A 19616-nucleotide genomic window follows, 5' to 3' on the forward strand; every position below is an offset into this window, starting at 1 on the left:
CCGACCGTCTCACTGATACCGGCCGCGTCCCTCGATGTCCGAGAGCGACGAGCGCACCGGACCGGGATCGCTCGCCTCGGTTCGGTAGGCCGACAGCGCCGCGTCGAACAGCGTGTCCGGGTCGTCGGCGGTACCGGCGAGCGACTGGGCGAAGACGTGGAGATCCATCGCGTAGTCCTCTGGTTCGTCGGTGTAGTAGCCCAGGCCGAAGTCGATGAGGTACGTCCGGCGGCTCTCGGCGTCGGGGGCGACACGGACGTTCCGCGTCGTCGGGTCGCCGTGGACGAAGCCAGCGTCGTGGATGCGGGCCAGCGACCGGCCGACGTCTCGGACGTGCGGTTCGGTCAGCACGCCACGCAGGTCGTCGTCGCCGACCCGCTGGAAGACGATCCGGGACTCCCGGAGGTCGACGTCACGCACCAGCGGCGTCGGGACGCCGTGGCGGCGCGCGTCGCTGGTCAGGCGGACCTCCTGGCGGGTCCGTTCGGTCCGGAGTCGGTCGTCCAGCGTCGGGTGGCGATAGCTCCGGGGAACCCGCTCTTTGACGACGCGGTCGGGTTCGATCGAGACGGTCGCCTCCGCGCCGGTGACGGCCGTCGCGTCGTCGGCCGCGCCGTCGACCCGCCGATCGGCGTCGGTCCCGACGGCCTCGTCGGCCCGCCAGGTGACCGGCACCTCGTCGGGCCGGAAGTTCGAGTCGATGCGTGAGTCCGCGACCGCGGTGGTATCCCCGACGGCGGCCATCCGCGCGCCCAGCATCGCGATCATGCCGGCGTTGTCCCGCAGGAACCGGTCCTCGGGGGCGTGGAAGTCGGCACCCCGCTGCTCGCACATCTCCCGGAGCATCCCCTGGAGGCGCTCGTTCTGGCCGACGCCCCCGCCCAAGACGAGTTCGTCGGCACCGGTCAGTGACAGCGCACGCTCGGAGACCTCGGTCAGCATCGCGAAGATGGTCTCCTCCAGTCCCCGGCAGACGTTTTCGACCGGGCGACCGTCGTCGACGGCCTGCTTCGCGGCGGACATGATCCCCGAGAAGGAGAAGTCCATCCCCTTGACGACGTACGGTAGCGGGTGGTACTCGCCGTCACGGGCGCGGCGCTCGACCTTCGGGCCGCCGGGGTGTTGCCAGCCGACGTGGCGGGTGAACTTGTCGATCGCGTTGCCGACGCCAGTGTCCATCGTCTCGCCCAACACGCGGTAGCGGCCACCCCGGTAGCCCAAGACGTGGGCGTTCGCGCCGGAGGCGTTCAGACAGACCGGGGACTCGAACCCCGAGCGGTAGCGGCCGACCTCCAGGTGGGCGACCATGTGGTTGACACCGACGAGCGGAACGTCGAGTCGCTGTGCGACGGCGCGGGCGGCCGTCGCGACGATGCGGAGACAGGGACCGAGGCCGGGACCGCGAGAAAAGGCGACTGCGTCGACCGGCGGCCCGTCCTCGCCGGCAGTCTCGGCTCGCTCGCGAGCGTGGTGGAGTGCTGTCTGAACCACCTCTGGGATCGCCTCGCCCATGTGTTCGGCGGCCTCGCGTGGGTGGATGCCGCCGCTGTCGGGCTGGTAAGCGTCGGTCTCGATGAAGACGTGGTCGTCGTCGCTGGCCGCGACGGTGGGGTCGTCCGTCTCGAAGACCGAAGCACTGGCTGCCCAGGCGGTCCCTTCGATACCGAGAACGCGCATACGGCCCGTTACTTCCACTCGGTGTAGCCGCACTTCCCGCAGTGCTTGCGGTCCTCGTGGTCGGCAAGCACCGTGTCACCGCAACGCGGACACTGTTCGCGGTCGAGTTCGCCGTCGTCGGAGTAGTACTCGTTGTGCGCCATTATGCTTCCTCACCCTCTTCGCCGTCGGCGACGATCTTGTTGCGTTCGAGCATGTAGTCCTGCTCGACGTCGCGGGCGTGTTCGGGACTCTCGTAGACTTTGGCGTAGCCGACGGTCTTGCGCATCCCGAACTTGGTGTCGAGTTCGTGGATGACGACCTCGGCCGCGTCTTTGTTCAGCATCGCGGCGAGGGAGTCACGCACGGAGAGTCGGGACGGCGTGGCCTCGTCGTGGACGACCTCGAACCGGACGTCCGTCCTGTGCAACATCGGATTCTCGTCTTCGTTGATGATATCGATGTCCATAGTTCGTTGGCCTTACTTCCCCCCGAAGCGCCTAAAAGGATTTCGAAGCCGCTACCCCGCCGTTTCCAGTGTGTGCCGTCACCGGCTCTCGTCACCGGACGAATCACGGCCGTCGGCCGGCTCGGAATCCGCCCCCCGAAGCTCCTGTCCGTCGAGTGTCTCGGGGAGCCGGTTTGCGACGACCCACAGGGTCAGCCGATAGATACCGTAGCCGACGACCGCGAACAGGACGAGGTCGATGAGGTACAACTCGATGAAGTCCAGCAGGGAGATGTCGCTCAGGACGAGATCTCCGGTGAGGATGAGAAACTCCAGCGTGACGACCACGAACAGGGCAGGCGCGAAAAGGAGGAACAATCCGACGAGCAGGAGCTTGAGATTGTTCCGCTGGTCCGACTGTGACATGGGTGTTCTATCGGACCCCCGTCTGAAGAGTCCTGTGTGGTGTCCTGGGCGGGTGGAACGCCGACGGTCCCCTCGTGTCACCGCCGTCGCTCCGCCGAACGTGGCGCCGCCGATGGACCCGGACGGCTGGGCTCACTGTCCCGGTTCCGACGGCTGGAGGTCACCCAACTCCGCCAGCAACTGCGAGAGGTGGATTCGCTCGTTCGCCGCCTCGGTCAGCGCCATATCCGTCTCGCCGGCCAGCCGGTGGATCTCGGCCAGTCGGTCGCCCGAGTGTCGGGAGCGAGCGACCGCCAACAGGTCGTCGAGGACGTCCTCGGCTCCGTAGCCCTCGTCGACCAACAGGTCGTCGAGCGTCGAGCGCGCGTCGGTGAACCGCCCCTCCTCGGCGGCGACGACCATCGACTCGACCTGGTCGTCGGCCTCCAGATCGTTGAGCGTCTCGTAGGCGGTGTCCATCGTCACCGCGCCCTCGGCCTCGTAGGTGGTCTGGGCCGCGAGGATGGCCGTCCGAAGGTCGCCGTCGGCGTAGCCGGCGACGTACTCCAGGCCGTCGTCGTCGTAGTCGGCCCCGGCCGCCGTCGCCACGCCCTCCAGGACCGACACCGTCTCCTCGTGGGTCGGCGCCCGCATCACGACCGGGAAACACCGCGACCGGATCGGCGGGATCAGCGCCGACGGCTGCCGGGTGGCGATGACGAACTGCGTTGCCTCGTAGTACTGTTCCATCACGCGGCGCAGCGCCTGCTGGAAGTCCTCGCGCATCGCCTCTGCGTTGTCCAGCAGGATCGTCTTGTAGCTGCCCGAGACGGGCGAGTAGCTGGCCGACTCCTTGAGGACGTGGTTGATGAGGTCGGCCTTCGAGGACTCCCGCCGGCGCTTGCTGTCGATGAACGAGGAAAAGCGGGGGTCGTTGGCGACCTCCTTCTTGGTCAGATCGAAGACGTCGGCGACGTTGAGTTCGGTGAAGTCGGCGTCCGGGTTGTCGTGGACCTCGCGGGCGAACGCCCGGACCGCGGCGGTCTTGCCGGCTCCCTTGGGACCGTGGACGAAGAGGTTCATCGGCTCCTCGATCGCCCCCTGGAGATGCTCGCGGGCCTGCGGCTGGGGAATCTCGTCGAGGTCCGGCGCGTAGGTTTCGGTCCACAGCGGAGCGTCCATCTGTCGACTGTCGATTGGCGTGGCCGGGACAAGTATCCCTCGCTCCGCTCGCGGGTCCCTGCGGTCACCGCTCGCAGTTCGAGGGCCTCGCTCTGCTCGGCGGCTCGTTGCTCCACGGCTCCCGATGATCGCCGTTCCGTCCGGGAGCCCCGTCCTGCGGGCGGCGCCGCCCGCTACTCCACGGTTCGCTTCGCTCACCGTTCCGTCGAGGCCCCTCCCTGCGGTCGGCCCCTCGCGCTACTCGAACAGCTCCTCGAACACCTTCTGCTGTGCAGCCCGCAGGTGCTGGTGGTAGGTCGGCCGGGAGATGTCCATCGCAGTCGCGAGTTCGTCGCCGTCGATCTCGCGCGGCCAGTCGAAAAAGCCCCCGAGGTAGGCCGTCCTGAGGGCGGTCTCCTGGCGGTCGGTGAACCGCTCGGACAGCGACGCACGGAACTCCTGGCGGGTCTGGACCGGACGTTCGTGTTCGTGGTAGCCGACCAGATCGGTCCTGTCGTAGCTGTCCTCGACGAGTCCGAACACCTCGCGGGCCTCGGTCTCGTAGGGGAGTTCGATCGTGTAGCGGGCGACGCCGTCGGCGGCGGTCACGCCGGTCGTCACCGCGCCGTGGTCGGCCAGCCGTGCGACGAGCGACTCCGCGAGCGTGATGTCGAACAAGGCGTCGCCCTCGTGTTCGACGATCCGTTTGACGCTCCGGACAGACTCGTCGGCCTCTAAGGCGTCGAGGACCGCGTCGGTGTCGGCCCCCTCGACGGTGAGATACATCCGGAGCGTCCCGTCGTCGTTGATGACGGTCCCCTCGGATTCGAGGGCGGCACCGGTCGAGGCCGAGAGCCGACTCAACAACAGGTCCCGGTCGTCGACGGTGAACTCCAGTTCGACGACCCGATCCGCCGAGAGGATCTTCCCGCTCTCGATGGCGTTGATCGCGTTGGCGACCGCCTGTCCCAGCGCCTCCAGGACGACCCGTTCGCGCTCGTCGAAGGCGTCGGCCTGGTCCGAGCAGACGTAGAGGACACCGTAGTTCGAGTCGGTGTAGGACAGCGGGATCGCCATCACGGACTCGATACCGGCCGCACGGGCGCGTGGCCCCCACTCGGCGTCGACGGAGTCCAGGTTCGTGAGGATCTCCGGCTCCTGGGACGCTAGGGCTCGGATGCCGGGTTCGTCCGCGTCCATCGACACCGAGCTACCGTCGACCTCGACGGCGGCGTCGCCGGCCCAGGCACGGGTTTCCAGTCGGTCGCTCCGGACGTTCGGCCGGGCGATCCAGCTAAAGACGTACGGATCGGTCGCCGCGACCTGCTCGCAGACGCCGGTCTCGACCTCCTCACGGGTCGTCGCCTCCACGAGCACCCCGATAGTGTCCTCCACGAGGCCGTTGATCCGTTCGAGGATGGCGGCGATACGCTCGCGGGTCTCCCGTACCTCCTGTTCGCGTTTCGCCCGGTTACACGCCGCCGCGGCGTTGGTCGTCAGCAGGTCCACGACCATGTGATCGATGTCGTCGAAGGCGTCCGCCTCCGTCGACATCACGCTGAGGACCCCGTGGACGCCGATCGGGAAGTACATCGCCGAGCGGAACTCCGTCCCGTCCTCGACGATGTCGTCGTAGGTGGCCGGCTCGCCGGTGGCGAACACCTCGCCGGGCCGGCCCTCGTCGATACCGTAGACCGGACGGTCCCCGAGCAGGTCGTCGGCCCGGCCCGACGTCGCGGCCGGCCACAGCGTCTGTGTGTCGGCATCGTACAGCCTGACGACGTTGAGATCCATCCCCAGCACGGTCTCGGCCGCACTGGAGACGATGTCGGCGACGGCCTCGCGACTCGGCGCCTGCATCAGCGCCCGCGAGGTCTCCTGGAGTTCCGAGAGCATCTCCTCGCGGCGCTTTCGCTCGGTGATGTCACGGATGACCCCGGCGGTCCCACGGAACCGCCCGTTCGGGCCGTACAAGACCGTCATGTGGTCCTCACACGGGAACGGCTGGCCGTCCTTGGGTCGGATCTCCAGTTCGAACGTCGTCTCGACGTCCTCGGGGCCGGAACTCGACAGCAGCGAGGCGAGTTTCGACTCCGCGAGTTCGACGGTCCCGCGGTCCTTGATGATCTCCGTGTGCTCGCCCAGCAGTTCCTCGGTCGGATAGCCAGTCAGGTTCGCCATCGCCTCGTTGGCGAAGACGAACTGTCCCTGGTCGTCGAGCGCGTAGACCCCGTCGTCGAGCGCGCTGATGACCTCCTCGTACCGGTCGAACTCGGTATCGGCGTCGTAGCTCGTATACGCGTCGGCGGCCCGTTCGACACGGTGGCCAAGGACGGCGTACTGTTCGTCGGTCCCCCGCTGGACGTAGTCGGTCGCCCCACCGGCGAGCGCGTGCTGGACCGTTTCCGGCCCCCCGCTGTCGAAGACCACGATCGGTATCGACGGGGACCGGGCGCGCAACTCCGTGGCGACCACGGGCAGGTCGCTGCCGACGCTCACGACACAGTCGACCGAGCCGACTTCGTCGGCGGCCACTGCCCCAGTCGCCGTCTGAACGGTCATCCCGTCCCGCTCTTCGAGTGCTGCCGCCGTCTCCGCGACGGTGGTCTCGTCCCCGCCACAGACGAGGGCGTTGACTCCGCTTGCCATACCTAACTGGTTAGCCACCCAGGTATAACAACTTAGTGGTCGGCGACCGATGTCGAGGTCTTTCTTGTCCAGAAAGGGTGGCGTCTTGAACCTCCCAGATACCGATTTGGTTCGAGAGATACCACGGCGGAGTACGACGTATAAACCGTTCCATCACGTCCACACAGTGCATGTGAGAGGGTGTGGAAATATACTCGTTCCGCAACGACGGAGCACGGACCACTTCACGCTGCTCTCTCGGCTCGCAGACATCGGTATCGTTCCGGAAAGGTGAACTGACGAACGCAAAGTTGGCGTTTGTGACCGAATCGAGTACGGATGGACCCCCATCAGGTTCACTGAGAGATCGATGAGAACGAATTTGTGTCACTGCACTATTGGAGCAAACAGGGTGAAGACTCACTCGCCGTCACGCGCTGTCTCACCAGTTATAGCAAATATCCTACTGGTCGCTATCGTAGTGGTACTTACCGCGACGGTTTCGGTGTTCGCGCTTGGAGTTGCCGGCGACGCCAGCCAACCCGGCCCGATAGTTGGTCAATCGAGCGGTGAACTTCTGACGCAAGATGGGTACGAGGGTGGGACGGTCAATATTACCCATGTTGCAGGTGATACGCTGTCGGCTTCTACCCTCGAAATTGCTGTCGACGCACAGGACGCCTGTGGGAAATCCGGTCGGTTGGTGAACCTACCAGCGAGTGGGGGCGATCCGGTACCGACGAGCGAGTACGTCCGAGGTGACGATATTTTCGACAACTCGTATAACTCAGTGGACGGGCCGATCGGCGAAGCGGGTGGGCAATGGCAGGCGGGCGAGACGGCAATATTCCGAATCGCCGGGACGCCATGCCAACTCAGTAGTGGTGATACGATTACCGTTCGGGTGGTCCACACGCCGACGAACTCGGTCGTAATCAGGCAAACACTGACAGCGGCGGGGTGAACGTCGGGCGGCGTGTGACGACCGGGAGTGCGCCGGCCGGGAATTGAACCCGGGCTATTGCCTTGGGAAGGCAATGTCCTACCACTGGACCACCGGCGCGCACGGCAGAGCGTCGGGAAAGCCCGACGCGCGACGGGTCGTCGGTCCACGCGAAGCGCGGACGACTGCTCGCACTCGTGGGTGAACGGTCGTCGCACTTGAACGTAGCGTTTCGGCTGGCGCCGCTTCGTGGCCCGGACAGGTGACGAGCGTAGCGCCACCACCGCCGTGACTGGACGGACGTACGGAAATCACGCATCGATAGGTGGGTATTAGTCATCACCGACCTACATGTCGGTATGGCCGAAGCCGAAGCGATCGTTCGCGCCGAGGAGCCCCTGGATCTGACGTTCTCCGAGGCGGAACTGGAGGCGTACCGCGAGCACTGTACCACCTTCGTCCGTGACCAACTCGACGCCGCCGGCGTCGATCGGGCCGTCATCGGCCTCTCGGGCGGGATCGACAGCACGCTGACCTCGCATCTCGCCGTGGAGGCGCTGGGTGCGGATTCCGTCCACGGGCTCGTGATGCCAAGCGAGGTCAACCGCGCGGAGAACATGAGCGACGCGGAACGAGTGGCCGAGGAGCTGCTGGGCATCGACTACGACGTCGTCGAGATCAACCCGCTGGTCGACGCGTTCCTGGAGGCGTTCCCGGCCGCCGACGGCGACCAGCTCGCAGTCGGGAACCTCCGGGTCCGCTGTCGGGCCGTCCTGAACTACCTCGTCGCCAACCACGAGGACGCGCTGGTGTTGGGCACCGGAAACCGCAGCGAGGCGCTGGTGGGCTACTACACGAAGTACGGCGACGGCGCCGTCGACTGCCACCCCATCGCGCCGCTGTACAAGCAACAGGTCCGCCAACTGGCGAGACACGTCGGCGTCCCCGAGGACCTCGCCGAGAAGACCGCGAGCGCCGAGATGTGGTCGGGCCAGACCGACGCCGGCGAGATGGGGATGGACTACGACACGCTGGACTCGATCCTCGCGTTACACGTCGACGGCGGCGTCCCGGCGGCCGCGACCGCCGACCACATCGGCGTTCCCGAGTCGGCCGTCGAGCAGGTCCGCGGGATGTACGAACGCAGCGCCCACAAGCGGGCGATGCCGCCGGGTCCGGAGCCACTGTACTGAGTTACTCGCGGGCCGCGATCAGCTCCGCGAACGCCGTCCGCTCGCGCGCTTCTCGCTGTTCTCGGTCGCCGCCCCCACGGAGGAGTTCGTTCAGCGTTCTGAGTGCCGCGTGGTCGACCGCAGCCAACTCCGTCGCGACCTGCCGTGGCTCGTCGGTGACTCGCGAGACCAGTCCGAGTCGGAGCGCCTCCGTAGCGTCGACGGTCCGCCCGGTCAACGCCAGGTCCAGCGCCGCGCTCTCGCCGACGATCCGCGGGAGCCGTACCGTCCCGCCCCAGGCACCGAACAGGCCCAGTCTGACGCCGGTCTCGGCGAACGTCGCCGCCGGCGTCGCCACCCGGAGATCACAGGCCAGTGCCAGTTCGACGCCGCCACCCCTGGCGGCCCCGTCGACGGCAGCCACCACCGCCCCGTCGTAGGTCTCGATCGTCCGAGCGACCCGCTGGCCCAACGCGGCGAACTCGGCGGCAGTGTCGGCGTCGAGCTCGTCGACGATGGCCAGGTCGGCACCGGCACAGAACGCCTCACCGGCCCCCCGGAGGACGACGACCGGCGCCGATGTGCCGGCGACCGCGGTTTCGAGATCGTCCAGGGCTTCCCAGGTGAGCGCGTTGCGTTTTTCGGGCCGGTCGAGCGTGACGGTACAGACATCGCCGTCGACCGTCGTCCGCACCATGTCCTCCCTCACACCGGTGTTTCCAAAGGTCTTTGCCCTTCGCGGGCCTAGGTTTTGCCAATGGAGGAAGTGGCGGCGGTCCGCCGAGCCGCGGTGGCAGCGGTCGACGACATCGAGCCTGGACAGCTCCGAGACCGGATCACTTCGCGCCTCGACGACGCCGCGTTCGCACCTGGCGTGTTGACCCTCGCCAGTGCCGACGCTGCCCGGGATCGGACGGCAGAGCCAGGCGACGGTCTCACCGACCGTGCAGCGGGCGTCCAACTCATCTACGAGGGGCTGTCGCTGACCCGGACGCTCGCCCACGACGATCCCTGGGAACACGGGGACCGTGACGCCGGCGATCTCGATATCCTCATCGCCGATATCCTGGTCTCCCGCGGGTTCTATCTGCTCGCCAGAACCGAAGCCGCCGACGACGCCGTCCAGGTCGTCCGTTCGTTCGGCTCCGACCAGACCGTGTTGCGCTCGACCGGCGACGAGGGGCTCGACGCCAACTTGGAGACCGATGTCCTGGAACTGGCCGCCGTCGCCGGCGTGACCGCGGCCGGAGTGACGCCGACCGCGGGCCTCCGGGAGTACGCTGCAACGCTGGCAGACGGCGGGTTCCCGGAGAACGCGGCCCTGCTGGGCGAGGAGGTGCGGGCGACTGTCGCGGCTCGCGTCGGCGTCGACCCGCCGGCGACCGACGGGACCGAAGCGGCAGCCGACCACTGAGAACGACCGCCATACTCGAGTGGAATCGAAACGCCTAAAGACAATTGCCGGGAAGAAAGGCATGCGTGCCTGGGTAGCTTAGCGGTAAAGCGCGTCCTTGGTAAGGACGAGACCCCGGATTCAAATTCCGGCCTAGGCTTTTGCCGACTTCATTTCTGCGAGGCGCTCCGTCGCCGAGCGACTGCTGAAGTCGGCAAACCGGTAGCGGGATTTGAATCCCTGGAAGACGAGCGTAGCGAGTCTTCCTCTGGTTCAAATTCCGGCCCAGGCTTTTCACGCGAACGACTGACCCGAAGGGAGCGACAGGTCCGGAGGGCGTCGAAAGCCGGACGAGTCCACCGCCACTCCCAATCACCCGACACAGTCGGGTCAGATTTTTCTTCCGTCGCCGACGATATCCGACAATGGCCGACGAAGCGGTCGAGACAGACGTCGGGATCGCCTGGTGTGGGGAGTCGTGGCTGGCGGTGGCGTTCTCGGCGGACGGGTTCGACCACGTCGCGGTGTGTGACGGGATCGGTGACTGTTGGGCCCGCTACGAGGAGACGGCACGGCGGGTCCTGGTGGACCTGCCGATCGGACTCGTCGAGTCGGGCGACCCGGAGCGGCGGTGTGACGAACTCGCTCGCCAGGTGCTGGGGCCACAGGCCGAGACGGTCTACACGCCGCCGGTCCGGGAGGCGACCCGCAAGCGGCGCTACTCGGCAGCGGGTCGCGTCCACGAGCGAAAGAGCGGGGCGGCGCTGTCCGAAGCGGCCTTCGAGGCCCGCGAGGGGATCGCGATGCTCGACGAACTGCTCCAGGAGGTCCCCGAGGCCGCCGCGGTGATCCGGTCGTCCCATCCGGAACTGTGTTTCCGGGCGCTAGCCGGCGAACCACTCGAACAACCCCGCGGGACGGCAGCGGGCTACGCCGAACGGATGCGCGTGTTGGCCCACTACGACCGGGACGCGGCCCCGACCGTCCAGCGGGCGGCCGACGAGACTGCGGGCCACGCGGTCACCGTCGCCGACGTGCTCGACGCCGTGGTGCTCGCGTACACGGCCGCGCCGGGCGAAGGGGCGCTGCGGACGCTCCCGCTGGAGCCGCCGACGGACGCGAAGGGACTGCCGATGGAACTGGTCTACCGGGGACAGGCGTCGCTGTCGGGTGAGTGAGCGGGACCGGCGACAGCAGTCGCTGGCCGGTCAGTGAAAAGACTGCAGGCAGAAGGCGCCTTACAGTCGGGTGACGTTGGTCGCTCGCGGACCCTTGTCAGCTTGTTCGATGTCGAATTCGACTTCCTGTCCCTCTTCGAGGTCCGGGCCGCCAACGTCTTCCATGTGGAAGAAAACGTCCTCGTCCTCGTCCTCAGTATCGATGAAACCGTAACCGCCAGTGTCGTTGAAGAAATCAACCGTTCCTTTCGCCATTGCATCCGAACGAACGCCGAGACCACGGATAACAGTTCCGGTATGCGTACTCCGGGTGAGACAGCCGAACCACGGGACAGCAGTTCGCTGGTGTATGCTACCGCTACACACCTCGTCGGGCTGGACACGAACCGTCACGACTAGCACAGTCGCTATAGTCGTCGGCGGACACCCATCGGTATGCTCCGTGGCCTCCGCGAGAACGGACCTATCGTATTGGTGCCCCTCGCCTGGACGTTCGCACTGGCTGCACACGTCGGCGCCATCACGCTCCGGACGGTACTGATCGCCCATCTGGTGATGGCTACCGTCATCGTCGTGTTCACCGCCCTCTCCTGGCGGGAGATGACCACCGGGGTGTTGCGCGCCTGGAAACTCGTCCTGCTTGCGGGCCTCGCCGTGACGCTTCTCGGGACCGCCGGCCTGCTCGTCACACCGCCGCTCCGACCGCTGCTGACCGCGACAGTGGTCGGCTGGATGCTCGTCCCGGCCGCCGGACTGATCTATACGGGCCGTCACGTCGACGCGCTGGCGTCGGTGTACACCGTCGGGGCCGCGTTCGGCGTCGTCGGTGCCGTCGTCTACACGGCGGGTGTCGCCATCGGAGCGACGAGCGGCGTCGGCCTCGGACTCGTCGCCGCCGGACTGGGACTGACCGGCGTCGGGCAGACTGCCGGGATCGTCGCTGCGGTAACGCAGTACTGACCGGCGGGTGGATGTACGCACCGAGCTACCGAGACGGGGCGGACCCAGCCGTGAGCGGTGGGAAGCTACCGCCGGTACTCCGGGCGAGGAGACGGGGCCGCAGTCCGACGCTTCGCTGGCACCCTCGGACGCACGCAGCGACCGGTACTAGGCCAGTCCGACCGCCTGCATGATCGCGAAGAGCACGTCCCCGTAGGTCAGCGAGACGAGCAAGCCGGCGAACATCGGGACGATGAACGGGATGCCCGGCGAGATCCACACGTCTTCGGCCTCGACCAACACGTCCAGTCCTTCTCGAAGTTGGACGGGTGTCGCGCCGTAGGCCGAGTGGTCGATCTCTGCGAGGAACTGCTCGGCACCCCAGGGATCGGCCGGTTCACCCGCGGTATCTGTGTCTCCAGCGACGCTGGAGGCGGGTTCGCCGCCGTCGGTCGCCAGGGAGCCGTCACCGGGCGGGTTCGGGTCCGCAGGGAGCGAGGCCGGGTCGCGGTACTGATTGGGGTGTTCCCGCAGTTCCGAGAGCGAGAGCCCGCGGTACTGGAGATACATCCGGAGGGCATCGAGATCCAGGCCACTCCGGGTGAACCCGTCGGGCGATTCCAGCAGCCGGCCGTACTCCTCGGTGACCTCGTCGACGGCGACCGGTCGCCCGATGAACATCGCGAGGCCGAACTCCCCCCGTGCGACGTTGCTGGCTGCCACACCCAGCGGATAGACGACGCCGGCCAGCACGGTGTTCGAGAGGATGGTCAGCGAGAACACGCCCAGCGTCGTCGGTTCCAGCGGCAGGGCGACCGACGGCGAGGACAGCAGGTACGTCGGATAGACGGGAAAGAGGACGGCGATCAGCATGAACGCCTTCGCGTCGGCGCCGCCGAACCCGCCGATCCGCCAGAACAGGTACGACAGCGGCATGACGAACCCGAGGCTGATCGCGACCCGGAGGAAGAACAACCGGCCGCCGGCCCCGTTCACCACCGTGTAGGTGTCCCAGGCCAGGAGGGCGACCGCAAACAGCGCGAGCGGCCCCCAGATCCGGTTGGGAATCCGACGCGTCTTCACGTCACGGTAGGCCGCCCACCCGAAGACGGGGACGGCCACCAGTCGCAACAGGTCCGGTATCGACCCGAGCACGACTGTCACCACTGGATGGGGCGTCCTAATGGTTCCGGTCAGTGAAGCCGCGGCTACGGGGGGAGAAGACGGTAAGAACTGCAGGGAGCGTCAGATGACGCGGTTCTGCAGGTAGTCGAGATGCTTCGCGTTGTAGACGATCTTGACCTCGTCGGCGTCGGGGCTGCCGATACAGGTCAGTCGGACGTTCTTCTCCTCGACTTCCTCGTCGCTGAGGATCTGCTGCATGTCCATGTCGATGTCGCCCTCGACGACGATGGCGGCACAGTTCGCACAGGCGCCGGCACGGCACGAGAAGGGCCAGTCGTAGCCCTGTGCCTCGGCGGCTTCGAGGATGTACTCGCCCTCGTTGACGTCGATCGTGCCGTGGTCCTCTTCGTCGAGGCCTTCGTCGCCGGCCTTCTCGAAGAGGTCGTCGTCGTAAATGTCCCAGCCGTTGTCGTCCACTACTTCGTAGTTAAGGTACTCTACCGTGGGCATCACTGCCGGGTTCGGACGCCGACTTGTTAGACTTTGCCCTTCAGTAGCGGGAAACGAACAATGATGAGGGTTACGCGACCGGCAGAAACCGGAAGACGAGGTAGGCGGCCACCGTCGCGATCGAGGGGACGATGTTCTGGAGGAAGATGACGCGAGCGGTCGTCGCCGGTTCGAACAGGTCCGAGGCCTTCGGGAGGTCCTCCCCCGACTCCTCGCCGATCGGTTCGGTCTCTTTCGGTTCTGGGGTCCCCTTCTGGCCGCCGACGGTGGGGGCGTCGTCGGCGTCGGCGGTCAGCGCGCCGACCGAGACCTCGGGTGCCTCGCCCTGGACCGTCTCGGAGAGCCGCGTCGTCCGGGTCGCCCGGCCCCAGCCGAGACCGACGATGCTCATCGTCGCGATGATGACGAAACTGGCCGGGATACCGAGCGCCGAGAGGAACGTGACGATCGTCGAAGCGACCGCCGCGACGACGATGGCCGCCACCAGCGGGAGATCCGTGAGGTCGTTGCCGACCGTATCCATCGTCCGGCGAGCGATCGTAAAGGCACCGAGCCCGATTGCAGCCCCGCCCAGCAGGATCGCCGGATACAGATCCAGCGAGCCGTTGCCAACCAGGGGTGCGACGGCGTTTGCGACGTTCGAGGCCCCCGCCGAGAAGCCCATGTAACAGCCGATGCCGATGACGACGACGGTCCCGACGAACTCCCGGGGTGTCGTGTTCTGGCCCAGTCGGACCCAGGGGAAGCCGGCCGAGGAGTCCACGTCGACGAGCGACCCCTCGCTCTGGGAGACGGCGAACCACTCGACCAGTTTCGGGTAGAAGTACCGCCCGATGACGCCGCTGACCCAGAACGCGATGATCGGCGAGACGAGCCACCAGGAGACGATTTCGAGCATCAGTCCCGAGTTCAGCGTGCCACGAGCCAGTCCGAGCCCGGCGATCGCACCGACCGCCGTCATCGACGTCGACGCAGGGACGCCGGCGACGTTCGAGAGGAACAGCGCCGTCCCGATGAAAAAGAGGACGACGATGCTGATGAGCGGCGAGAACTGCGTGGCGACCAGATCACTCCCCAGGCTCTTGACGACCGCCGGACCGACGAGCAGCCCGCCGGCGAGGGCAAACACCGTCATCAGGACCGCCGCGGAGAACTTCGTGAGGGTGTTCGATCCCACCGCGGGTCCGAAGGCGACGCCCGTCGAGGAGCCACCGATGTTGAACCCGACGAAGACCGCGACGACGACCCCCAGCGCGAAGAGAACCTCGACCATACGTCTGCCAGATTCCGGCGGCGGTAAAGGGTACCGTCTTCGGAGCCGGCCGGTCGAACTGGGGCCGGGACGAGAGGGTGCCCGGTCGATCAGGTATCGTCGGTGTCGGTAGCGTCCTCGTCGGTATCGTCCGCGTCGGTATCGTCCGCGTCGGCAGCGTCTTCGTCGGTGTCGCTCTCGGCGTTAGCGAGCCGCTTGCGTTTCTCGGCGGCCGTCTCCTCGACCTCGGAGACGGTCTCTTTCGCGGCCTCGACTTCCTCGGTGACGGACTCGGCGGTCTTCTTCGCGTCGCTCGTCTTGGTCTGGGCGTCCGTCGCCTTGTCCTTGACTTCGGTCACCGTCTCGGCAGCGTCGTCTGCACCGGTCTCCGCTGCGGTCTGTTCGACTTTGTCGGCCGTCTCCTCGACCTCGGCGGCGGCCTCGTCGACCGTCTCGGCGGCGTCCTCGACGGAGTCGACGGTCGTCTCCAGTTCGTCGGCGGTCTGTTCCAGTTGCTCGGCCGCCTGTTCGAGTTCGGCGGCCTGTGCCGCGACGTCCTCGTTGGTCCGTTCGAGCACGTTCGCCAACACGAGAAACTGGAGGAGACCGACGACGACGAACGCCGAGACGGCGATGCTCGCGGCCGTCGCGAGTATCTCGCGCCAGGCCGGCGTCGTCTCGACGACCCCCGCGACGACAAGTGCCCACGCCAGCGACAGCGCAACGGCGACGACCAGAACCGCCTGTGCGAACAGCCGGTACTGTTTCTCGTACCGGCCGAACATGGCGGATTCGAGGGTGCGAGCGAGCGGTGTGAGCAGTGGAACACGCGAGGACATACGGAACTGTTCCGGACACAGCGGGAAAAACCCGGGGTAGACGACTGTCACGTAGCGTCGAGAGCGGCCGGTGGGTTCGGCTGGGACTCATCCGTCGGGCGAGCCTCCAGGACACCACAACTACGTGCCAGTGACCTGTCGGTGTCCAGTATGGATCTCACGGGCGCACTCAAACGCAGTTTCGTCGCGGGGCTGTTGTTGCTCACTCCGCTGGTCATCACGCTGTACGTCCTCAGACTGCTGGTCTCGTGGTCGCTCCAGTTCGTCGACCCGGTCGTCCAGGGGACCAGATTGACACAGTACACCGGGAACGTCGAGGCAGTCGCACAGCTCGTCGCAGTCGTCCTGATACTGGTCGTGGTCACGGTGCTTGGCTATCTGGCACAGAAGAACGTCGGCCGCCAGCTGTTCGGCGGTATCGGCCGGATCGTGAACGTCATCCCCCTGTTTAGCACGATCTATCTGACCGTCCGGCAGGTCGCCAACTCCCTGGTCGACCGGAGCACGGCCTACGAGAGCGTCGTCCTCGTCGAGTACCCGCGGGAGGGGATCTACTCGCTGGGCCTGGTCACCGGCGAGAGCCCGCGAGAGGTCGAAGAGGTCGCGGATCAAGAGGTGTACAACGTCTTCCTGCCGAACAGTCCGAACCCGACCGGTGGCCGCCTCGTGTTGCTCCCCGAAGACCAGGTCCGGGAACTCGATATGAGCGTGCGGCGGGCGCTCCGGCTCGTCGTCACCACCGGCGTCGGGGCCGAGGACGAACCCGCGGCGCTGATCGACGGCGACCGGTCCGGCTGAGGAACCGCCCGTGACGGCGGGACCGACACGCTTTCGACAGCTGGTGCCCCAGCCGTTCGCATGTTCCCCGAGTTCGAGGTCGTCCCGGCCGTAGACATGCAGGACGGACAGGTCGTCCAACTGGTCGGCGGCGAACGCGGGACCGAGAAGACGTACGGCGACCCGGTCGAGGCAGCCCAGCGGTGGGTCGAGGCGGGCGCGCGGACGCTCCACCTGGTCGACCTCGACGGTGCCTTCGAGGGCGAGCGACAGAACGCCGAGGCGATCGACGCCGTCCTGGACGCCGTCGACGACGATATCGGGGTCCAACTGGGCGGTGGCATCCGGACCGGGAGCGACGCCGTCTCGCTGCTGGACCGCGGCGTCGACCGGGTGATCCTCGGGACCGCTGCCGTCGAGACCCCCGAGATCGTCGGCGAGATCAGCGAACGCCACCCCGGCAGCGTCCTCGTGAGTCTCGACGCGAAAGACGGCGAGGTCGTCGTCTCGGGCTGGACCGAGGGAACCGGGCTCGACCCGACCGAGGCCGCACAGCGGTACGCCGACCTCGGTGCCGGCGGCATCCTCTTTACCGACGTCGACGTCGAAGGGCGACTGGCGGGCGTCCGGACCGACCCCGTCCGGCGGCTGGTCGAATCCGTCGACGTCCCCGTGATCGCTAGCGGGGGCGTCGCGACCGTCGAGGACGTGGTCGCGCTGGAAGAAGCCGGTGCGGCCGCCGTCGTCGTCGGCAGCGCGCTCTACGAGGGCGAGTTCACGCTCTCGGAAGCGATGGCGGCGGTCGAGGACGCGTGACTGCGAGCGGTGGTCGCGAACGCTGCGGGGCTTACCCCGAGTACAGCGTCACCGCCGTTGCCCCGTAGCCCTCGTAGAACGGTCTGATCCCACCCTGCGTGTTGCCGGCCGAGACACGCCCGTCGGGCGTCTCGAAGACGAGGCTGTTCTCCATCGGGAAATCGTTGGTCGGGTCGCCGACGAGTCCCTGACGGACCTCGACGACGGGGACCCGCTCGTAGCTCTGCTCGCTGCCGTCGAGGTCACTGAGTGTCACGTCCGCGAGCAGATCGCGGCCGGCCGCCCGATGGAGCGCGGCGTTGGTCGCCGCCGTCCGGAGGTGGTCGTAGGTCGCCGGCAGCGGGTCCGGCTCGGTGACGTAGCGGTCCTCACCCATCGGCCAGAAGTTCGCGACGACGTTGCCGAAGAAGCCGCTGCCGACCTCCCGCTGTGAGAACGCCAGCGCGTACTCCTCGCCGTGTCGCCCTGAGAGGACGCCGTGAGAGCCCATCAACCCTCGCGTCTCGTCGACGAGGACGTAGACCGGTGCCGCCGCCTCCCAGGTCCGGACCACGTCGGCGATCCGCCCCCACTCGACGTCCAGTGGGTCGGCAGACAGCGGCGAGACCACGAGCAGATAGACGAACACGCCCCGGTCCTGTGCCTCCAGCAGTGCCTCTCGGAGGTGGTCGATCTCCGGTTCCGGAACGACCAGCAGCGCCTCGTGGCGAGCGGCCTCCAGTGCGCTGCGTGCCCGCTTGCGGACGGTCGCCCGCGAGTGGACGACCTCGACGGGTACCCCCTCGTCGGCCGGTTGCTCGTAGAGGTCGTCGATGGTATCGCCCAGTTCCTCGACCCGCGTCGAGAGCGCGCCGATTGCGTCCTCGGGCCGACGGGCGCGTAAGACGGTCGGGCTCCGTGTCTCGTCGACGGTCACCAGTCCCCGGTCGGCCAGTGCGGCGGCGATGTCGTAGACGTACCCCTGTGAGACGTCCGCGGCTCGTGATACCTCCCCCGTGGTGGCCGTTCCCGCCCTGAGGACGGCCAGATAGGCCTCGATCTCCTTCTCCGAGAGTCCGAACGCAGCGAGGTGATCCCGGAGCGCGTCGGCAGACATGGAAGAGGATTGTACTACTATATACAAAATATTTTTCCACAGGGGGCGTCCAGGGTGGAGTATGAACGAGACGGCCGGGACACACGAGACGGAAACACAGCGTGACACCAGAAGGTGGTGGACGCTGGCCGTCTTCGCGTACGTCGCCCTGGAGGGAGCCGGACTCCAGATGCGCGGGGCCGTCATCCCGGAGTTGCGGGCGACCTTCGGTGCGCCCGACTGGCAGTTGGGACTGGTCGCGCCGGCCGGGACCCTGGGGTACCTGTTGGTCGTGATGGTCGTCGGCGTGGTCGCGAGCCGGTTCGACACGCGCCGGTTGCTCCTGGTGGGGTTCGTCGGGACCGGGGTCGGCATCTTCTTTATGGGTGTCGCACCGTCGTTCCTGCTGTTCCTGTCGGCGCTGGTGGGCCGGGGACTGTTCACCGGCGTCGGCCGCGGAACCGACCGACCGCTGTTGAGCCACCTCTACCCGACCCAGCGAGGGCGGCTGTTCAGCTACTACGACATGATGTGGGCGGTCGGTGCGACCACCGGGCCGGCGCTGGTCGCGGCGGCGGTCTGGCTGGGCGACTGGCGGCTGGCGTACTACACGCTGGGGCTGGCCTTCGTCCCGCTGATCGGGCTAGTGTGGTTCCTCCCGACGCCCGACATCGCGGGCGGCGACGACACCCTCGATCTGGCGGAGTTGCGCCGGATCGGCCGCCAACCGGAGGTAGTGGCGACCGCCGTCACGCTGTTTCTCTCGGCGGGCATCGAGGGCGGCCTGTTCACCTGGCTGACGACGTTCGCACAGGGTCGGGTGCCCGGGGCGCTCGCGACGGCGTCGCTGAGTATCATGCTCGTCGCGTACATCCCCGGACGGTTCGTCTCCGGACGGCTCTCCGAGCGGTTCGGCTACGCCCGTCTCGGCCTCGTACAGGCCGGGTTGCTCGTCCCCGCGTTCCTCTACACGTTCTTCCTCGCGGAGGGGCTGGCGCTGCTCGTGGGCTTTTTCGCCATCGGGCTGGTGCTGTCGGGGCTATACCCGACGATGTTGGCCTACGGGACCGAGGCCGTCCCCGAACACAGCGCGCCGGTCAACGCCATCGCCGCGGTCACCTCCGCGGCGGGGATCGCGGCCGTCCCGGCGGTGATGGGCGTTCTCATCGGCGGCGAGGGGATCCTCCAGACGATGCGGTTGCTGTGGGCGCCGATCGCAGTGTTGCTTGCGGTGACGCTGGTGACCTGGCTCGTCATCGGCCGGGTGACAGAGCCGTGAGGTCCAAATAGCCGGCCCGA

General features: G+C 67.2%; 21 protein-coding genes and 2 tRNA genes. 9 read left to right on the plus strand and 14 right to left on the minus strand.

What is annotated here, in order from left to right; genetic code table 11:
• Positions 1 to 9: 9 nt before the first annotated feature.
• The 6 genes from P0204_RS09230 to P0204_RS09255 all read right to left on the minus strand — a co-directional run bounded on the left by P0204_RS09230 (position 10) and on the right by P0204_RS09255 (position 6319).
• A complete protein-coding gene (locus tag P0204_RS09230) occupies positions 10 to 1677 on the minus strand; it encodes a bifunctional N(6)-L-threonylcarbamoyladenine synthase/serine/threonine protein kinase (protein WP_276178453.1) in 1668 nt (555 codons plus the stop codon).
• An 8-nt stretch (positions 1678 to 1685) separates the two neighbouring features.
• Positions 1686 to 1820, minus strand: a complete 135-nt coding sequence (locus P0204_RS09235) for a 30S ribosomal protein S27ae (protein ID WP_276178455.1) — start codon at positions 1818 to 1820, stop codon at positions 1686 to 1688.
• Positions 1820 to 2125, minus strand: coding sequence for a 30S ribosomal protein S24e (locus P0204_RS09240; RefSeq protein ID WP_276178457.1), 306 nt, complete (start codon positions 2123 to 2125; stop codon positions 1820 to 1822). The genes P0204_RS09235 and P0204_RS09240 overlap by 1 nt, the downstream gene beginning before the upstream one ends.
• Positions 2126 to 2203: 78 nt before the next feature.
• Complete coding sequence (locus tag P0204_RS09245; protein WP_276178459.1) at positions 2204 to 2530, minus strand: hypothetical protein; 327 nt, start codon at positions 2528 to 2530, stop codon at positions 2204 to 2206.
• A 132-nt stretch (positions 2531 to 2662) separates the two neighbouring features.
• Complete coding sequence (locus P0204_RS09250) at positions 2663 to 3691, minus strand: AAA family ATPase (RefSeq protein ID WP_276178461.1); 1029 nt, start codon at positions 3689 to 3691, stop codon at positions 2663 to 2665.
• Positions 3692 to 3928: 237 nt separating this feature from the next.
• Positions 3929 to 6319, minus strand: a complete 2391-nt coding sequence (locus tag P0204_RS09255) for a bacterio-opsin activator domain-containing protein (protein ID WP_276178463.1) — start codon at positions 6317 to 6319, stop codon at positions 3929 to 3931.
• 391 nt (positions 6320 to 6710) lie between these two features.
• Between P0204_RS09255 and P0204_RS09260 the strand changes: the two genes are divergently transcribed.
• Complete coding sequence (locus tag P0204_RS09260) at positions 6711 to 7262, plus strand: type IV pilin domain-containing protein (protein ID WP_276178465.1); 552 nt, start codon at positions 6711 to 6713, stop codon at positions 7260 to 7262.
• 28 nt (positions 7263 to 7290) lie between these two features.
• On the opposite strand, the gene P0204_RS09265 is transcribed toward P0204_RS09260, so the two are convergent.
• A tRNA-Gly gene (locus P0204_RS09265) sits at positions 7291 to 7361 on the minus strand.
• A 239-nt stretch (positions 7362 to 7600) separates the two neighbouring features.
• On the opposite strand from P0204_RS09265, the gene P0204_RS09270 reads away from it, so the two are divergent.
• Positions 7601 to 8434, plus strand: a complete 834-nt coding sequence (locus P0204_RS09270) for an NAD+ synthase (protein ID WP_276178467.1) — start codon at positions 7601 to 7603, stop codon at positions 8432 to 8434.
• 1 nt (position 8435) lies between these two features.
• On the opposite strand, the gene P0204_RS09275 is transcribed toward P0204_RS09270, so the two are convergent.
• Positions 8436 to 9110, minus strand: coding sequence for an enoyl-CoA hydratase/isomerase family protein (locus tag P0204_RS09275; protein ID WP_276178469.1), 675 nt, complete (start codon positions 9108 to 9110; stop codon positions 8436 to 8438).
• 60 nt (positions 9111 to 9170) lie between these two features.
• On the opposite strand from P0204_RS09275, the gene P0204_RS09280 reads away from it, so the two are divergent.
• The 3 genes from P0204_RS09280 (at position 9171) to P0204_RS09290 (ending at position 10984) form a co-directional block, all read left to right on the plus strand.
• The gene (locus P0204_RS09280) at positions 9171 to 9827 is read left to right on the plus strand and encodes a DUF7114 family protein (RefSeq protein ID WP_276178470.1); all 657 of its coding nucleotides are present in this window, start codon (positions 9171 to 9173) and stop codon (positions 9825 to 9827) included.
• A gap of 67 nt (positions 9828 to 9894) precedes the next feature.
• Positions 9895 to 9966: transfer RNA gene (locus P0204_RS09285), tRNA-Thr, on the plus strand.
• Between the two features lie 265 nt (positions 9967 to 10231).
• On the plus strand, positions 10232 to 10984 hold the full coding sequence (locus tag P0204_RS09290; protein WP_276178472.1) for a DUF429 domain-containing protein: 753 nt from the start codon (positions 10232 to 10234) through the stop codon (positions 10982 to 10984).
• Positions 10985 to 11044: 60 nt separating this feature from the next.
• Here P0204_RS09290 and P0204_RS09295 read toward each other — a convergent pair whose 3' ends face one another.
• Positions 11045 to 11239 (minus strand): cold-shock protein, encoded by a 195-nt coding sequence (locus P0204_RS09295; protein ID WP_115864742.1) that lies wholly within the window; start codon positions 11237 to 11239, stop codon positions 11045 to 11047.
• Between the two features lie 180 nt (positions 11240 to 11419).
• Between P0204_RS09295 and P0204_RS09300 the strand changes: the two genes are divergently transcribed.
• The gene (locus P0204_RS09300; protein ID WP_276178475.1) at positions 11420 to 11944 is read left to right on the plus strand and encodes a hypothetical protein; all 525 of its coding nucleotides are present in this window, start codon (positions 11420 to 11422) and stop codon (positions 11942 to 11944) included.
• Positions 11945 to 12091: 147 nt separating this feature from the next.
• On the opposite strand, the gene P0204_RS09305 is transcribed toward P0204_RS09300, so the two are convergent.
• From P0204_RS09305 to P0204_RS09320, 4 genes are all read right to left on the minus strand, one after another.
• The gene (locus P0204_RS09305; RefSeq protein ID WP_276223263.1) at positions 12092 to 13078 is read right to left on the minus strand and encodes an A24 family peptidase; all 987 of its coding nucleotides are present in this window, start codon (positions 13076 to 13078) and stop codon (positions 12092 to 12094) included.
• 90 nt (positions 13079 to 13168) lie between these two features.
• The gene (fer, locus tag P0204_RS09310) at positions 13169 to 13558 is read right to left on the minus strand and encodes a ferredoxin Fer (protein WP_276178477.1); all 390 of its coding nucleotides are present in this window, start codon (positions 13556 to 13558) and stop codon (positions 13169 to 13171) included.
• A gap of 70 nt (positions 13559 to 13628) precedes the next feature.
• Positions 13629 to 14831 carry an inorganic phosphate transporter gene (locus P0204_RS09315; protein ID WP_276178479.1) on the minus strand — a complete coding sequence of 401 codons (1203 nt, stop codon included), beginning with the start codon at positions 14829 to 14831 and terminating at the stop codon, positions 13629 to 13631.
• A gap of 89 nt (positions 14832 to 14920) precedes the next feature.
• Positions 14921 to 15649, minus strand: coding sequence for a hypothetical protein (locus tag P0204_RS09320; protein ID WP_276178481.1), 729 nt, complete (start codon positions 15647 to 15649; stop codon positions 14921 to 14923).
• 150 nt (positions 15650 to 15799) lie between these two features.
• On the opposite strand from P0204_RS09320, the gene P0204_RS09325 reads away from it, so the two are divergent.
• On the plus strand, positions 15800 to 16447 hold the full coding sequence (locus tag P0204_RS09325) for a DUF502 domain-containing protein (RefSeq protein ID WP_276178483.1): 648 nt from the start codon (positions 15800 to 15802) through the stop codon (positions 16445 to 16447).
• Between the two features lie 60 nt (positions 16448 to 16507).
• Entirely contained in the window at positions 16508 to 17242 is a 735-nt protein-coding gene (hisA, locus tag P0204_RS09330; RefSeq protein ID WP_276178485.1) for a 1-(5-phosphoribosyl)-5-[(5-phosphoribosylamino)methylideneamino]imidazole-4-carboxamide isomerase, read from the plus strand.
• A 31-nt stretch (positions 17243 to 17273) separates the two neighbouring features.
• On the opposite strand, the gene P0204_RS09335 is transcribed toward hisA, so the two are convergent.
• On the minus strand, positions 17274 to 18338 hold the full coding sequence (locus P0204_RS09335; protein WP_276178486.1) for a TrmB family transcriptional regulator: 1065 nt from the start codon (positions 18336 to 18338) through the stop codon (positions 17274 to 17276).
• A gap of 61 nt (positions 18339 to 18399) precedes the next feature.
• Between P0204_RS09335 and P0204_RS09340 the strand changes: the two genes are divergently transcribed.
• The gene (locus tag P0204_RS09340) at positions 18400 to 19596 is read left to right on the plus strand and encodes an MFS transporter (RefSeq protein WP_276178487.1); all 1197 of its coding nucleotides are present in this window, start codon (positions 18400 to 18402) and stop codon (positions 19594 to 19596) included.
• Positions 19597 to 19616: the final 20 nt, after the last annotated feature.

Origin of the sequence: Haloarcula halophila, from assembly GCF_029278565.1 — an archaeon.
In the GTDB taxonomy this organism is placed as follows: Archaea; Halobacteriota; Halobacteria; order Halobacteriales; family Haloarculaceae; genus Haloarcula; species Haloarcula halophila.

Coding starts and splice junctions, on each gene's coding strand:
- P0204_RS09295 (WP_115864742.1), bottom strand. CDS start 11,239: ATGGCGAAAGGAACGGTTGATTTCTTCAACGACACTGGCGGTTACGGT.
- P0204_RS09230 (WP_276178453.1), bottom strand. CDS start 1,677: ATGCGCGTTCTCGGTATCGAAGGGACCGCCTGGGCAGCCAGTGCTTCG.
- hisA (WP_276178485.1), top strand. CDS start 16,508: ATGTTCCCCGAGTTCGAGGTCGTCCCGGCCGTAGACATGCAGGACGGA.
- P0204_RS09325 (WP_276178483.1), top strand. CDS start 15,800: ATGGATCTCACGGGCGCACTCAAACGCAGTTTCGTCGCGGGGCTGTTG.
- P0204_RS09255 (WP_276178463.1), bottom strand. CDS start 6,319: ATGGCAAGCGGAGTCAACGCCCTCGTCTGTGGCGGGGACGAGACCACC.
- P0204_RS09340 (WP_276178487.1), top strand. CDS start 18,400: ATGAACGAGACGGCCGGGACACACGAGACGGAAACACAGCGTGACACC.
- P0204_RS09250 (WP_276178461.1), bottom strand. CDS start 3,691: ATGGACGCTCCGCTGTGGACCGAAACCTACGCGCCGGACCTCGACGAG.
- P0204_RS09275 (WP_276178469.1), bottom strand. CDS start 9,110: ATGGTGCGGACGACGGTCGACGGCGATGTCTGTACCGTCACGCTCGAC.
- P0204_RS09315 (WP_276178479.1), bottom strand. CDS start 14,831: ATGGTCGAGGTTCTCTTCGCGCTGGGGGTCGTCGTCGCGGTCTTCGTC.
- P0204_RS09235 (WP_276178455.1), bottom strand. CDS start 1,820: ATGGCGCACAACGAGTACTACTCCGACGACGGCGAACTCGACCGCGAA.
- P0204_RS09280 (WP_276178470.1), top strand. CDS start 9,171: ATGGAGGAAGTGGCGGCGGTCCGCCGAGCCGCGGTGGCAGCGGTCGAC.
- P0204_RS09290 (WP_276178472.1), top strand. CDS start 10,232: ATGGCCGACGAAGCGGTCGAGACAGACGTCGGGATCGCCTGGTGTGGG.
- P0204_RS09320 (WP_276178481.1), bottom strand. CDS start 15,649: ATGTCCTCGCGTGTTCCACTGCTCACACCGCTCGCTCGCACCCTCGAA.
- P0204_RS09270 (WP_276178467.1), top strand. CDS start 7,601: ATGGCCGAAGCCGAAGCGATCGTTCGCGCCGAGGAGCCCCTGGATCTG.
- P0204_RS09300 (WP_276178475.1), top strand. CDS start 11,420: ATGCTCCGTGGCCTCCGCGAGAACGGACCTATCGTATTGGTGCCCCTC.
- P0204_RS09240 (WP_276178457.1), bottom strand. CDS start 2,125: ATGGACATCGATATCATCAACGAAGACGAGAATCCGATGTTGCACAGG.
- P0204_RS09335 (WP_276178486.1), bottom strand. CDS start 18,338: ATGTCTGCCGACGCGCTCCGGGATCACCTCGCTGCGTTCGGACTCTCG.
- P0204_RS09245 (WP_276178459.1), bottom strand. CDS start 2,530: ATGTCACAGTCGGACCAGCGGAACAATCTCAAGCTCCTGCTCGTCGGA.
- fer (WP_276178477.1), bottom strand. CDS start 13,558: ATGCCCACGGTAGAGTACCTTAACTACGAAGTAGTGGACGACAACGGC.